This is a genomic window from Acinetobacter sp. YH12236, from assembly GCF_013417645.1.
Taxonomy (GTDB): Bacteria; Pseudomonadota; Gammaproteobacteria; order Pseudomonadales; family Moraxellaceae; genus Acinetobacter.
The window spans coordinates 1-14,267 of the sequence record NZ_VPDM01000032.1 but is presented as its reverse complement, the minus strand read 5'-3'; the positions used below and the strand labels follow the sequence as shown (position 1 = coordinate 14,267).

Genomic DNA, 14,267 nt, shown 5'->3' with positions numbered 1-14,267 from the left:
TCCTATTTAATACAAATTCAGTCAACCTAAACGACAACTACACCCATAGCGGGTGCACAACAAAAAACCGGTCGTTTAAATTATTTAATTTCATCCATAGAGCGTAAGTTCTTCACAGCCACACGCTGGTCTTTCTTACGGTCACGTTCCGGCATCATCTTTGGCTTATACACTGGCTTAAGATCATCACCGATTACCGCAGACAGCGGACGACGCTCTAATTGAATTTGGTCTTGTAACAGCATTAAAGCCTGGATCAATGCTTCAGGACGTGGTGGGCAGCCCGGAACGTATACATCTACCGGAATAATCTTATCCACACCTTGTACGACTGAATAAATATCGTACATACCACCTGAGTTCGCACACGCACCCATTGAAATCACCCATTTCGGTTCAAGCATCTGTTCATACAGACGTTGAATTACCGGAGCCATTTTCACGAAGCATGTACCTGCTACAATCATCAAGTCTGCCTGACGCGGTGAAGCACGGATAACTTCGGCACCAAAACGTGACAAGTCATGTACACCGGTCAAAGTCGTTGCATATTCAACGTAGCAGCAAGATGTACCAAAGTTAAATGGCCAAACTGAGTTCTTACGACCCCAGTTCACTGCTGTGTGCATTACATCCTCTAGGCGAGTCATGAACACATTTTTATTCACTTCTTCTTCTAGAAGCGGATCTTCTACAACGATACGCTCTTGAAGTGGATATTCATCAGCATTCGGATTCGCACGGGTTAATGTATATTTCATCCCGAGTTACTCCTTATCAGAGGGTTGAACTTGTGATTTTTTCACAAGACCAGATGATTGAGCTGGGATTTGACCAGTTGGATCCATAACCAATTCTTCAACTGAGTTGAAGCGCGTAATTTCTGCAAGATCCATATTTGGCGAACCAATTTTAGCTTTGTATCCTGCTGCTTTACGTCTGTCTGAAGGTGCCCAGTTCAGTGCGCCTGTCGATAATTCGTAAACCAAACCAACAAGTAAAACCAAAATAAAGATAGCTGCAGTTGCAAAACCAATCCAACCTACTTCACGAACAGAAGATGCCCATGCATACAGGTAAAGTGCTTCGAGGTCGAAGACTACAAAGAAAATTGCAACTAAATAGAATTTCGCAGACAAGCGGATACGAGCTCCACCTGCGCTGACTACGCCTGACTCAAACTGCTCCTGCTTGGCACGGCCCCATGATTTACCCCCGAGGAGTAATGGGACAGTGAGCATAAAGACGCATAAAAATGTAACGCCGATCACGAAGGCAATAATTGCCCATTCGTATGGAGTAATGGCACTCATGCGGGGATAACTCCTGGCAGGCCGATTTATTAACAAAGAATGTATGTATTGGCCTTCAAATACACCAAACACAAAATTAATCCCGCCAATTGTACCTGATTTTGGATTTCACTTGCTAGTTTATAAGCCTTAGTCTTTTGGATGATTTTTTAGACATTCCTAATTTTATTCTGGCTTTAAGCTCATAGAATCTCAACCGATCGTTTTTTTAAATTAAAGTTTAAATTTCCATTATTTTTTTCTAAACCCAGATAGACTTTTAAAGCTATGCATAATTAAGCCTCACTCCTTTTACAGTGGCTGGCTACCCACCCAATGAAACGAAACTTATAAAGAATCAATTAAAAACATTTCACCTTTGCATCATGCTCCGGAAAATAAGTGTGTTTTTAAAAGATGTTTAACATGAATGTTGTCATTCAATTAGAAGCCCCCCTTTTCTACCCGCTCTCGGTAAGCCTTAAAAGAGCAATTGTGTATTTTTGCAACACGTCCAACAGTTTGATTCAGATTATGATATTTCTATTTTTAAACACACTATGACATTTATAAAGTAACAATAAGGAGTCCATGCATGTCTCTACGATTTACCCATAAACCTGATTATTTTTTCTTTGCTCAATTATTGATGCGACATGTAGAAAGCTATATCCAAAAACATCAGGATGCCAGCAATGCAATCTTTGACTTAGGGGATATTCATAAACTTTTCCAGACAGACTATGCCTCTTCCAGCATTAACCTGGACGGTATTATGAATATTGCCGATGAGTACAAGCTTGAAACCTTATCTGGTGACCAGAAGCTAATCCAAAGCTATCAGGTAGATGTTAAAAATAACAAGCTACTGATCAACTTCAATTCTGATGCCTTAAACAGCCTGAAAGAAGGCAAGCCACTGATTGAACCGGATGCTACCATCCATGAATAATCCCCTTTAAATAGCCATAAAAAAACGATACCTATGTATCGTTTTTTCTCACCTAAACTCTTATTCTGACTGATCTGACACTTCAGCTTTTTCCAGCTTTTCGATCGGTTTTTGCTTGATTTTTTTACCGTAACGGCTGGCTGGCCAAATCATGATAAAGCGTGCACCACCCAGTGTCGGACTTTGATCGACCTGAATCTCTCCACCAAACCAGTAAGCAATCCGGCTGACAATAGACAAGCCCAAACCATACCCCCCTGAAGCACGGGTACGACTATCATCCAGTCGGGCAAAAGCTTCAAAGATACGGGCGCGGTCAGCTTCTAGAATCCCCGGACCATCATCTTCTACACAGATATACGCCATGCCCTTAGCATCTAGTCCGCCGCTGATCAGGATTTTCTGCTCACAGTAGCGTACTGCATTACCCACCAGATTTTGCACCACACGATGCAGGTAACGTCGTTCAGCTTCTACGGTTACAGGTACTGACATTGGCAGCACTTCAACTTCTTTGCCAGTTTTTAGAGCATCTGTTTCGACGGCCACCTGCTCCAACACTTCAAACAGATCAATATCTTCAAATTCAATTGAAGGCATGCCCTGTTCCAGTTTGGCATAGGTCATGATTTCATCGATCAAGGTATTTAAGGCTTCAATATCCTTATCGATCTGCTCAACCTGCTGCAAGCGATAATCATAGTCGTCTTCATCTGCCATCATTTCCACAGCAAAACGGATACGGGCAACCGGTGTACGCAGCTCATGCGATACAGCACGCATCAATTCACGCTGCGCTTCAATCAGGCGCTGAATATGGTCCGACATATTGTTATAGCTGGAAGCCAGCGTCGCCATCTCATCACTGCCCTCCACCGGAAGACGCAATGACATGTTCCCGGTTTTCATCTTGTTCAGGGCATAGCTCACTTCACGCAGTTTACGTTGCATTGGCACCAGCAGACCATAAATCCCCAGACTTAAGACAAACAGGCTCAATAAGGTAATTCCGGCAGCTAACTGGAATGGCATCCAGTTAAATAACGGCACTGGCCCCATCACCAGCACTTCAGACGTCGAGCTAGGAATAGGAGAAATGATCGAAATTGTAGTGCCGCGAATTGAGGCACTATCACGATATAAAATAATGCTGTGATCCAGACGCAAACGTCCGATCTGCTCGGAATCTAGTGGCAGGCTTTGGACATTTTCGATCGAGATTGGATAAGAGAAATAATCCTGAATTCGCTTCAGGTATTCTTTTTCCTGACCTGGGTAGTACACCAGATAATCCAGAATAAAGACCGGTAAAGCCTTCATCTGACGTTCAGTAATATTATCCGCCTTAATATAAAGATAATGACTTGGATCATCACGTAGCCCGATGACAATATAAGCTACCCCGGTTTTGGCATCCCAACGCACGACTGCCTTACGGTCAGCCAGACGTCGACCTTCCGCTCGGGTAATATCCACTTTACTGGCTTCGACATAGTAGATCGGCAATTCCAACAGATCAGACGCATCTGAAACCCAATCCATCTTTTGCTGCAGATTAGGCTGTCTCGCAACCCCCTCACTGATGATATATGCCATACCATTAGTCAGGGATTCACGATACTCCTGCGCACGCTGGTAGTTGATGATCTGTACCAGCAGATAGCTGAATACTGCCACCAGGACCACAAGCATGACCAGGCCTGCGTATATCCGCAAAAATATACTGTGTTTAAACACCTATTAATTATCCTGTTTATTCAGGCGGCTAAAGGCACCGATTAGATACCGTTAGTTTCTTTGACGAATAGATAACCTTTACTACGTACTGTTTTAATACGTTTTGGATTTTCAGGATCGTCACCAATTTTTGGACGAATGCGCGAGATACGCACATCAATTGAACGGTCTTGACCGTCATATTCGATGCCGCGTAAACGCTCAAAGATATCTTCACGTGACAGGATGCGGCCCGCATTTGAAGCCAGCAGCCACAACAGGTCATATTCTGCACTGGTAAAGTCAACCAGCTCACCATTTAAGGTCACTGAACGACCACCATTGTCGATCACCAGGTCATCAAATTCGATGCGCTGAGCCACTTCATCTTCAGGCACCTTGTCGGTACGACGCAATAAAGCACGAATACGAGCCAGCAGGACACGCGGCTGAACCGGTTTAGCGACATAGTCATCTGCACCCATTTCCAGACCTAAGACCTGATCCATATCTTCAGTACGTGCAGTCAGCATTAAAATCGGTTGATGATAATGTGGACGAACTTCACGGCAGATGGTCAAACCATCAGCACCTGGCAACATGACATCTAGAACCACCATGTCTGGTTGCTCAGCAATAATACGACGAATAGCACGGTTGCCATCCGGCTCTACCCCAACCTCAAGACCATTACGGATGAGGTATTCTTGTGTTAAACGAGCAAGACGCTCATCATCTTCAACAATTAGAATTTTAGGTAACTTTTCTTCTTGGCTCATGTGTTGCCCCTTTATTTGATGGACGCATGCTACGGACGTATCCTTTTGAAATCCAATAGATACGTTTTTAATATGCTTGCAATATACACACGTTTACATTGTAAACAAGATAGCGTTCACCAAACCAATACATCAAAGTAGCATTTTGTAATATTTTATCGTGCACATTTCACTCGAATGTGCACTTAACTACCGTTTGTCGGCTTATTTGCATCGATTAAAGCTTAATCTGAACAAAATGTGACTAGTTGATTCAGGCCTTTTTAGTTATCCACAATGTTATCTATAAGCACTTTTTGCCAGCTTTGATATGCTATGCCTTGCCGGATAAGGCTTATGCAAGAATCAATAAAAATTGGGATCTTTTTGCAAAAGATTAAGATAAAACTTCAGAAAAATATTTAGCAAAATGTCAATATTGATCTACCCTAAATTTTCCCGTATCTTGTGTTCAATTAATTTTATAACCACTAGGTCTTGTGTTTATTCCTCGAACACTGTGGCACGATTTTTGCCCAGTTCAAACGGTCCATAAACATAAAAATAGATGACAATGGAGCTATGCTAACATGAGCGTAATCACGTCCACTCCGGGTCAACTTCAGGTGATTAAACGCACCGGTGATGTTGCCGCTTTTGATGCAGAAAAAATTTCTGTTGCAATTGGAAAAGCATTTTTGGCAGTAGAAGGCCAGCAAAGTGCAGATTCGAGCCGTATACACGACCGTATCGAACAATTAACGGAAATGGTTCTGAATACATTCAAACGCCGTTTACCATCGGGTGGCACGATCCATATCGAAGAAATTCAGGATCAGGTTGAACTTGCGCTGATGCGTACTGGCGAACAGAAAGTTGCACGTGCCTATGTCATCTACCGTGAACAACGTTCTGAAGCGCGCAAACAGTTAGGTGCCAACCATCACCCTACACTGCAAGTCACTGATGCAGAAGGTAAGTTAAAGCCGCTTGACTTAAGCGAATTGACTGCGACTGTGACTCGTGCTGCTGAAGGCCTTGAAGGGATCGACGTACAGGCGATTGTCGATGAGACCGTAAAAAACCTTTATAACGGTGTAAAAGAGTCTGACATCTCTACAACCATGATGATGGCAACTCGTACCCGTATTGAGCAAGAACCTAACTATACTTATGTGACTGCACGTCTGTTGCGTGATGACCTGGTGGCTACCGGTTTAGAGTTCTTGGGTCTATCCACTGATACTAATGAAGGTGATGCACTTGAAACTTTCCTGAAAAAAGGGATTGAGTTAGAGCTTCTTTCACCTGAATTGTTAAACTTTGACCTGGCTAAGCTGGCTGCAGCGATTCAACCAGAACGTTCAAACCAGTTCACTTACCTAGGTCTGCAAACCCTATTTGACCGTTACTTTATCCACTCAGATGGCGTGCGTTTCGAATTGCCGCAATTGTTCTTCATGCGTGTGTCTATGGGTCTTGCCCTGAACGAAGATAACCGTGAAGACCGTGCAATCGAGTTCTATAACTTATTGTCTAGCTTCGACTACATGGCGTCTACGCCTACCCTGTTCAACTCAGGTACGCTACGTCCACAGTTATCTAGCTGCTACTTAACTACAATTGATGATGATCTGTTTGACATCTATGGCGCGATGCGTGATAACGCAATGCTGTCTAAATGGGCAGGCGGTTTAGGTAATGACTGGACTCCAGTTCGTGCCCTGAACTCTTACATTAAAGGTACAAACGGTAAGTCTCAAGGTGTGGTGCCATTCCTTAAAGTTGCCAACGATACTGCTGTTGCAGTAAACCAGGGTGGTAAACGTAAAGGTGCGGTATGTGCATACCTGGAAACCTGGCATCTGGATATCGAAGAATTCCTTGAGCTGCGTAAGAATACGGGTGATGACCGTCGTCGTACTCACGACATGAACACTGCGAACTGGGTTCCTGACCTGTTCATGCAACGTGTATTCGAAGATGCTGAATGGACACTGTTCACACCTTCTGAAACGCCTGATCTTCATGATCTGACTGGTGCAGAATTCGCTGAGCGTTATGCTTACTACGAAAGCATTGCCAAAGAAACAAACATGTTGCACAAGAAAATCCGTGCAAAAGATTTGTGGCGCAAAATGCTGTCTATGCTGTTCGAAACAGGCCACCCATGGATCACGTTCAAAGACGTATGTAACCTGCGTTCACCACAACAACACGTAGGTGTGGTTCACTCTTCTAACCTGTGTACAGAAATCACCCTGAACACCAGCAAAGAAGAAATCGCAGTATGTAATTTAGGTTCGATCAACCTGGTACAACACATTCAAGGCGGCAAGCTGGATCGTGAAAAACTGGCTCGTACAGTAAAAACTGCGGTTCGTATGCTCGATAACGTGATCGACATCAACTACTACGCAGTTCCACAAGCACGTAACTCGAACCTGAAACACCGTCCAGTCGGTATGGGTATCATGGGCTTCCAGGATGCGCTTTACGAAATGGGTATGGCTTACGGTTCTGACGCTGCGGTTGAGTTTGCTGATGAATCAATGGAAGTGATTTCTTACTACGCAATTTCAACTTCAAGTGACCTTGCTGTTGAACGCGGTACGTATGAAACATTCAAAGGTTCACTGTGGGATCAAGGTATTCTGCCAATCGACTCACTTGACCTGGTTGCGAAAACTCGTCCAGAACGCATGTTTGAAGTAGACCGCACACAACGTCTGGACTGGGACACTTTACGTGCCAAAGTTCAAAAAGACGGTATGCGTAATTCGAATGTGATGGCGATTGCGCCAACTGCAACTATTTCGAACATTTGTGGTGTGTCTCAATCCATTGAGCCTACATTCCAGAACCTGTATGTGAAATCTAACCTGTCTGGTGAATTCACAGTGATCAACCCGTACCTGGTACGTGCGTTGAAAGAACGTGGTCTTTGGGATGCAGTGATGGTCAATGACCTGAAACACTTTGAAGGTTCAGTACAAAAGATTTCTCGTATTCCTGAAGAATTGAAAGCGATCTTTGCGACTGCGTTTGAAGTTGAGCCACGCTGGATCGTAGATGCTGCTTCTCGTCGTCAAAAATGGATCGATCAGGCGCAATCTCTGAACCTGTACATCGCTGGTGCAAACGGTAAGAAACTGGACATCACTTACAAGATGGCTTGGTTACGTGGTCTGAAAACCACTTACTACCTACGTGCATTAGGTGCAACTTCTGCTGAAAAATCAACCATTAATACTGGTGCATTGAATGCAGTTAAACCTGCAACTGTTGCGGCTCCTGTAGTTGCAGCGCCAGTGGTTGAAGAGAAAAAACCTGAAGCGCCTGTAGAGGAAGAAGGTTTCACTCAAGCAGCGCCAGTGCCACAAGCATGTTCAATTGATAATCCTGATTGTGAGGCTTGTCAGTAAGTTAGCTGGATTAGGAATCAACCGAGATTTATCTCTTATATTGCGAATTAGCAATGGTTGATTCTTATGAGCGGTTAGCATAAGAACTCACTTTTGCTAATTCGTCATGATTGATTCCGTAAAGGAATAGAACATGTCGAAAAAGCTTAAAGAATTTAAAAAGAAAGTTCGCATTGTACGCAAGGAAATTCAGATTTTTTGCTTCACATGCTTATTACCTTGCTCAGTTGCAATATTGGTTTCGATAAACCAAGCAAATGAACAAAACATAAAAAATCTTAAGTCAACTACTCAGGTAGTTACTTAATACAAAATCCCCCCTAAATCCCCCTTTTCCAAAGGGGGACTTCCGTGTAAGCAAAAGAATTCACGGAAATCCCCCTCCTTTATTAAAGGATGGGTTTGGGGAGGATTTAATATTTAACAATAAAGGAAACCTCAATGCCCCATATGACTCACAATTACATGTTAGGACTTGTGGCATTGATCCTTTCCTTTGCCATTACCTTTTACGCACCGATTGCTTACTTCTGGTTTAAAGTTCGCCAGCAACAGCGTAAACAAAATAAGTAGTGGGGATTTATCTCTGAACAAATTCAGAGCATTCATCGACAAAACTTAATTTTGTTTACACAAATTGAGCGTATAGTAAGACATCTCAGCACTGCTGGATGTCTAATAAAAGATATAAAGCAACTAGAGAGAATTGATATGTCTATCCTAAGTTGGGACGATTTCGAAGATGATTCGCAAAAACCGGCTGCACCTGAACAGCAGCCTACGCCCGTCGAGCCGAAAAAAACGGCTAATCCGCAGATGGTATCTGATGCAAGCAACACATCGTCGAATGTGGCAGCTGCACAACCCGCTGCAGCCCCTCGAAGCGCAGGATCAAATTCAACCGATTCACTGGCAAGAGCATCTGCTTCCCTAGACCAACTGGACGTTGCGCCTGGTCTTGAAGAACTTGAGATGGGCGCACAGCGTGTACAGGTTGATGATAAACGTATGATCAACTGCCGTGCTGACTTGAACCAGTTAGTGCCATTCAAATACGAATGGGCTTGGCAGAAATATCTGGATGGTTGTGCGAACCACTGGATGCCTCAAGAAATCAACATGAACCACGACATCGCGTTGTGGAAGTCTGAAAATGGCTTGACTGAAGATGAACGTACCATCGTGATGCGTTCACTTGGTTTCTTCTCTACCGCGGATTCACTAGTAGCAAACAATCTGGTATTGGCGATCTACCGTCACATCACCAACCCTGAATGCCGTCAGTACATCCTGCGTCAGTCATTTGAAGAAGCGATTCATACGCATGCTTACCAGTACTGTATCGAGTCTTTAGGTATGGACGAAGGTGAAGTCTTCAACATGTACCGCGAAGTCCCATCAGTTGCACGTAAAGCGGCTTGGGGCCTGAAATATACACAATCTCTAAGTGATCCTACTTTCAAAACCGGTACACCAGAAAACGACCAGATCTTGCTTCGCAACCTGATCGCATTCTACTGTGTACTTGAAGGTATCTTCTTCTACTGCGGTTTCACCCAAATTCTGTCTATGGGTCGTCGTAACAAGATGAATGGTGTTGCTGAGCAATTCCAGTACATCCTGCGTGATGAATCTATGCACCTGAACTTCGGTATTGATATGATCAACCAGATCAAGATCGAGAACCCACATCTGTGGACTGCTGAATTCCAGCAAGAAGTGATTCAGATGATCCTTGAAGGCACCATGCTTGAAATCGAATATGCACGTGACACGATGCCACGCGGTGTATTGGGCATGAATGCCGGTATGATGGAAGAATACCTGAAATTTATCTGTAACCGTCGCTTGAGCCAGTTAGGCTTGCCTGAACAGTTTACTGGTGTGAACAATCCATTCCAGTGGATGTCAGAAATGATGGATCTACGTAAAGAGAAGAACTTCTTCGAAACTCGCGTAACAGATTATCAAACTGGTGGCGCGTTAAGCTGGTAAGAAATATCACATAATATATAAAGTATTATGATCAAAAAAACCGCCTAAAATGGCGGTTTTTTTATTGGATGAATGCTTAACTTATTTCATCTTTTCAACGATTTGTTCAGCTTTTTTCAGATGTGTCGCTACCGCAGTACGGGTGTGCGTCAACATGCTTTTTAATTCCGCATTTTTCGCACTTGGAATCAATTGTGTATCCAAAGTGTTCAGGGCTTTACGATGTACTTCAACCTGACTCATCATATAGTCTTTATCGGCTGCAGATGGCTTGCTCAGGTCAGTAACAATCTTGTCATTATCGCTTTGCAATGCCGTACTGAGACTGCTTGCTTGAGGAGTTAATTTTAAACGGTCTGCCAGAGCCTGGCCTTTTTTCTCGTTCGCTGTATGTTCGCTAATCATCATTTGCGCATACTTACGTGCGTCATCTGTTTTAAGTTTTGGCAAAGCTGTTTTTGCCTGTTTAATTTCACCGTTATTGACCGTACTTACAACCTTAATCACTTGGCTCTCAGTTAAATTCATTCGGCTGTCATTTGATGCTTTAGAATTTGCTTGAGCAGCAGTTGAAGATTGCTGATTCATTGCCATTGTTTGACCAGCAGTGAATAGCAATACACCACTCATCGCAACGCAGTTAATCATCTTCTTCATTGGAATAGCTTTCATCATGACACCCTTTAATGTTTTATTAATTAAAATAGCCTTTATAAAATAGGTGAATTCACTAAAAAAACAGTGTAATGTTTAAGTTGTTTTATGAGATCAATATATAAGCATTTATTAACTTAAGCAAAGTCTGTTGGGGATTAGTTTCTTATTCAAACTCTACGTAAAAATTCGCAATATATTTATATTGAATAAAATACTAAAATTAATTAAGTTATTGATTTAAATTATATTTTATAAATTTCAGTATATTTTTAGCCTTATTAAACTTATCTTAGTTTTGCTCCATTAAATCATTCCTTATTATTCAACAAATTAAGAAAATCTAAATTTAACTAAATTATTCGTTATCGGCTAAATCAACTTCTTATTAATCAGAACTTCTAGCTTTAGATAGTGAAAATTTATTACCTAAATATTTTTATAAAAGCTTGATCTCAAAATAAATTTCCTATGTTACTATCGGCCATATATGAATAATATTTATACAAATCCATAATAGCCAGAAGATAAATAGAGAGGGCTTATGAAAGGTTCCATCCTGGATTTTTCTATTCAAGATAATACGGGTTTTATCACAGGGGATGATAACAACCGCTACAGTTTTAGCGGTGCAGACTGGCGTGGACAACGCCCTCCTTCACGCGGTGACCGGGTTGATTTTATTGTTAACTCAACCGGTCAGGCAGCAGATATTTATCTGGCTTTGGGAAACTCGATTCATCTGGGAGAAAGCATTAGCAATCAGATTAATAAATATTCCAATCTGGATCAGGCTGAAGAGAATTACAGCAGTATCGATTGGTTCGTAAAATGTCTAACCAATTATGCAAACTTTTCAGGTCGTGCACGCCGTAAAGAATTTTGGTTCTTTATGCTGTTTTGTGTAATTTTAAGCATTATTAGTGAAGCCATTGATGCAGTTTTAGGCACCAAGCCTTTGGTGAATGGCCTGCTAAATTTAGCGCTTCTGCTCCCAAGTCTGGCTGTAGGGGCACGTCGCTTGCATGACATTGGACGCTCTGGATGGTGGCAATTGCTTGTACTGACAGGGATAGGAGCCATTTTACTCATTATCTGGTGGGCAAGTGATACCAAAAAAGAAAATAATGAATATGGTGCTCCTGCCAAGTAATGGAACATTACATATCCCGTCTTGATACGGGATATGTTTATAGATTATTTAATTTAATATCAAAGCAATACGTAGGCAATTCATGCTGCAAGATCAGTTATCCAAACTTCCCAATGCAATATGGGTGCAAATTTATAAAGATAAAATGCAACTGATGGACAATGAGGGCACGATTGTGCAAACAATGGTGCCTCCCGTTCCCTATGCGCATGAACGCAGCATCATTGCCGACTTTAATGCTGCCTCAGACACCCTAAAACAGCTGGTATCTACTTCAATTGTTCAAAAACTTTGGGGCTCTACAACGCTGCTGCAAGTTATGGATATGCCTGAAGAGGGTCTGACAGCTCTTGAACAGCGTGCCCTGCTAGAATTAGGTTATGAAAATAGTGCACAAAAGGTGATTCTGTATGATCCCGCAGGTCAGGAAATTACGAAAGCGAGCTTAAGCACCACTTATCCTAAAACCAATCTAAAAATCTTTCTGGTTATCTTAATTGTCGTCATTGCTGCTTCTATCTGGTTTTTAACACTTTAAATGCCCATGTAAAATTAAAAAATCCCGCATTAAGCGGGATTTTTTAATTGAAGTTCAATGACATCATAAAATTTTATAAATCATCCATTCTGAACCTGCTGATCAGATTGGATTATATTTAATGATGTCATCCAGCTGTAAAGTTGCACTGTCTACATTCTGCAATATCAGCAAATCAGCGCGCGCAAAGGTGGTATCGGTATCGGAACCATCACGATCGATCGTCACGACTGTATCATCTCCACGTTGTTCGAGCGTGATATAGTTCCCCAGATTTGATGCATCTACTGCCTGATCACTTAATAATGCAGAGATATCGATGGTATCACCTTCAACTGCATTGAAGTCAGTCCAGGTATCTGTACCATTACCGCCTGTTGCATCAGCATTATTCATTAAATAATATATCGCTGTGTCTGCTCCTGCACCACCCGTCAGGATGTCATCACCTGCGCCACCCTGTAACAGGTTATCTGCTGGATCGTCGGCATAGTTAAGAATCTGGTTTACGCGATCAATATTGATCACCAGATTTGCTGAAGCACTTTCCTGATCGGCCTGTCCCGCATTACGCGTTACCGTATATTCAAATACTTCACTCAGTAATGGGCCCTGTCCTACTGCACTATTGTATTCATAACTGAAATTACCATTTTCATAGAGTTTGAGCTCACCATATGTCCCTTCGATAAGGGTAAAGTTACCTCCTTCATCACTTAAATCGAAAGTTACTGGCTGCCCATTAATCTCAGTTAATACGCCACCCGCCCAATTATCCGCTTGTGTGCCGTCGGCTGAAGTTTCCTGAATATTGCCTGTTGCACGGTAGATTTCTCCATTGACTTCGTAGACTTCAGCAGTGGTTCCACCAAATAGCGTTAATGGATTACTTAAGGCTTCTTGAGCGATCAGGTCTATTAAGCCATCAACAGCTGGTAAAACATCATCCAGCCCTAAAGTACTTAGCAATGCATTTAATGATCCGAGCAAGGTATTTAAACCAGTCGTTAGGCCAGTTTCTTCAAGCACGGTATCTAGCAAAATATCGCTAACTAGTGGTTCAACCAGGTTATCGAATAATGCCTGGCCTGCACCATCTACCCCTTCTAAAATTCCATTTAGAAGCGCATCTAATGCTGTACCCAATCCTAAAGTAACCCGAATCCTGCTTAAGCCGATGACTTCATAATTTGAATTGTTGGCTTATTTTTATAGATCAGTTGATATGCACACAAGGACGCGTAAATCCCTCCTAGAAATCCATGAACACTACGTGCTTTGCTTGTCACTAAATTGTACTGACCTTTCAATAAACTGAATAAAGTCTCTATCTTATTGCGCTGTTTTAAGTGATATTTATCTGACTCAGAAAGTTGTATAGCCTGCATATTTTTTCGATGATAGGTAATTAAATCAATACCTTGCTCTTTCAACCTACTCTTCAGTTCTTGACTAATATAGCCACGATCTCCATACAACTTTGCTTCCATCTCTTTAACGAGTCTCTCAACCATTTTGATATCAGCCAAATGTCCATTGGATAAAGCAGAACAAGCAATTTCACCAAATTGATTCATCACAATATGTAATTTACAGCCATAAAACCAGCCCATTGAGTTTCTACCACGTGATGCAATTTGGACTAATGATTTATGGCGTTGAATACGTTGATTTTTACAAACTGGCAGAGTTGTTGAATCAATCCATAAATATTGTGTACCTTGGCCTTTCATTAGCGCCACATGTAAAGCGTGTAGAGCTAATTGATGTCTATTAATCAGATG

At 42.1% G+C, this 14,267-nt stretch carries 13 protein-coding genes; 6 read left to right on the top strand and 7 right to left on the bottom strand.

Going from position 1 to position 14,267, the window contains the following annotated elements; genetic code table 11:
- Positions 1–80: 80 nt before the first annotated feature.
- The gene (locus tag FTV14_RS12820; protein WP_004785090.1) at positions 81–761 is read right to left on the bottom strand and encodes an NADH-quinone oxidoreductase subunit B family protein; all 681 of its coding nucleotides are present in this window, start codon (positions 759–761) and stop codon (positions 81–83) included.
- Between the two features lie 6 nt (positions 762–767).
- The gene (gene ndhC, locus FTV14_RS12815) at positions 768–1,313 is read right to left on the bottom strand and encodes an NADH-quinone oxidoreductase subunit A (RefSeq protein WP_004785092.1); all 546 of its coding nucleotides are present in this window, start codon (positions 1,311–1,313) and stop codon (positions 768–770) included.
- Positions 1,314–1,887: 574 nt separating this feature from the next.
- Here ndhC and FTV14_RS12810 point away from each other — a divergent pair.
- Complete coding sequence (locus tag FTV14_RS12810) at positions 1,888–2,244, top strand: hypothetical protein (protein WP_004785094.1); 357 nt, start codon at positions 1,888–1,890, stop codon at positions 2,242–2,244.
- Between the two features lie 60 nt (positions 2,245–2,304).
- Here FTV14_RS12810 and bfmS read toward each other — a convergent pair whose 3' ends face one another.
- Both bfmS and bfmR read right to left on the bottom strand, forming a co-directional pair.
- Complete coding sequence (bfmS, locus tag FTV14_RS12805) at positions 2,305–3,981, bottom strand: sensor histidine kinase BfmS (protein ID WP_179993293.1); 1,677 nt, start codon at positions 3,979–3,981, stop codon at positions 2,305–2,307.
- A 41-nt stretch (positions 3,982–4,022) separates the two neighbouring features.
- Positions 4,023–4,739 (bottom strand): response regulator transcription factor BfmR, encoded by a 717-nt coding sequence (gene bfmR, locus FTV14_RS12800; protein WP_004785097.1) that lies wholly within the window; start codon positions 4,737–4,739, stop codon positions 4,023–4,025.
- Between the two features lie 569 nt (positions 4,740–5,308).
- Between bfmR and FTV14_RS12795 the strand changes: the two genes are divergently transcribed.
- The 3 genes from FTV14_RS12795 (at position 5,309) to FTV14_RS12790 (ending at position 10,138) form a co-directional block, all read left to right on the top strand.
- Positions 5,309–8,143: a ribonucleoside-diphosphate reductase subunit alpha gene (locus FTV14_RS12795; RefSeq protein WP_179993292.1), complete on the top strand. Its 2,835-nt coding sequence runs from the start codon at positions 5,309–5,311 to the stop codon at positions 8,141–8,143.
- 441 nt (positions 8,144–8,584) lie between these two features.
- The gene (locus FTV14_RS16080; RefSeq protein WP_257218527.1) at positions 8,585–8,716 is read left to right on the top strand and encodes a hypothetical protein; all 132 of its coding nucleotides are present in this window, start codon (positions 8,585–8,587) and stop codon (positions 8,714–8,716) included.
- A gap of 138 nt (positions 8,717–8,854) precedes the next feature.
- A complete protein-coding gene (locus FTV14_RS12790; RefSeq protein WP_004785102.1) occupies positions 8,855–10,138 on the top strand; it encodes a ribonucleotide-diphosphate reductase subunit beta in 1,284 nt (427 codons plus the stop codon).
- An 81-nt stretch (positions 10,139–10,219) separates the two neighbouring features.
- Here FTV14_RS12790 and FTV14_RS12785 read toward each other — a convergent pair whose 3' ends face one another.
- A complete protein-coding gene (locus tag FTV14_RS12785; RefSeq protein ID WP_179993291.1) occupies positions 10,220–10,810 on the bottom strand; it encodes a DUF4142 domain-containing protein in 591 nt (196 codons plus the stop codon).
- 526 nt (positions 10,811–11,336) lie between these two features.
- Between FTV14_RS12785 and FTV14_RS12780 the strand changes: the two genes are divergently transcribed.
- Both FTV14_RS12780 and FTV14_RS12775 read left to right on the top strand, forming a co-directional pair.
- Positions 11,337–11,945, top strand: a complete 609-nt coding sequence (locus tag FTV14_RS12780) for a DUF805 domain-containing protein (protein ID WP_159124294.1) — start codon at positions 11,337–11,339, stop codon at positions 11,943–11,945.
- 82 nt (positions 11,946–12,027) lie between these two features.
- Positions 12,028–12,483: a hypothetical protein gene (locus FTV14_RS12775; RefSeq protein WP_034706330.1), complete on the top strand. Its 456-nt coding sequence runs from the start codon at positions 12,028–12,030 to the stop codon at positions 12,481–12,483.
- Positions 12,484–12,585: 102 nt separating this feature from the next.
- Here FTV14_RS12775 and FTV14_RS12770 read toward each other — a convergent pair whose 3' ends face one another.
- The gene (locus tag FTV14_RS12770; RefSeq protein WP_179993290.1) at positions 12,586–13,629 is read right to left on the bottom strand and encodes a type I secretion C-terminal target domain-containing protein; all 1,044 of its coding nucleotides are present in this window, start codon (positions 13,627–13,629) and stop codon (positions 12,586–12,588) included.
- A gap of 23 nt (positions 13,630–13,652) precedes the next feature.
- On the bottom strand, positions 13,653–14,267 hold a 615-nt coding region (locus FTV14_RS12765; RefSeq protein WP_180054000.1), incomplete at its 5' end, for an IS982 family transposase.

What these genes read in the sequence shown, in the direction of transcription:
- FTV14_RS12820 (WP_004785090.1), bottom strand. Translation starts at nt 761, where the DNA reads ATGAAATATACATTAACCCGTGCGAATCCGAATGCTGATGAATATCCA.
- ndhC (WP_004785092.1), bottom strand. Translation starts at nt 1,313, where the DNA reads ATGAGTGCCATTACTCCATACGAATGGGCAATTATTGCCTTCGTGATC.
- FTV14_RS12810 (WP_004785094.1), top strand. Translation starts at nt 1,888, where the DNA reads ATGTCTCTACGATTTACCCATAAACCTGATTATTTTTTCTTTGCTCAA.
- bfmR (WP_004785097.1), bottom strand. Translation starts at nt 4,739, where the DNA reads ATGAGCCAAGAAGAAAAGTTACCTAAAATTCTAATTGTTGAAGATGAT.
- FTV14_RS12795 (WP_179993292.1), top strand. Translation starts at nt 5,309, where the DNA reads ATGAGCGTAATCACGTCCACTCCGGGTCAACTTCAGGTGATTAAACGC.
- FTV14_RS16080 (WP_257218527.1), top strand. Translation starts at nt 8,585, where the DNA reads ATGCCCCATATGACTCACAATTACATGTTAGGACTTGTGGCATTGATC.
- FTV14_RS12790 (WP_004785102.1), top strand. Translation starts at nt 8,855, where the DNA reads ATGTCTATCCTAAGTTGGGACGATTTCGAAGATGATTCGCAAAAACCG.
- FTV14_RS12785 (WP_179993291.1), bottom strand. Translation starts at nt 10,810, where the DNA reads ATGAAAGCTATTCCAATGAAGAAGATGATTAACTGCGTTGCGATGAGT.
- FTV14_RS12780 (WP_159124294.1), top strand. Translation starts at nt 11,337, where the DNA reads ATGAAAGGTTCCATCCTGGATTTTTCTATTCAAGATAATACGGGTTTT.
- FTV14_RS12775 (WP_034706330.1), top strand. Translation starts at nt 12,028, where the DNA reads ATGCTGCAAGATCAGTTATCCAAACTTCCCAATGCAATATGGGTGCAA.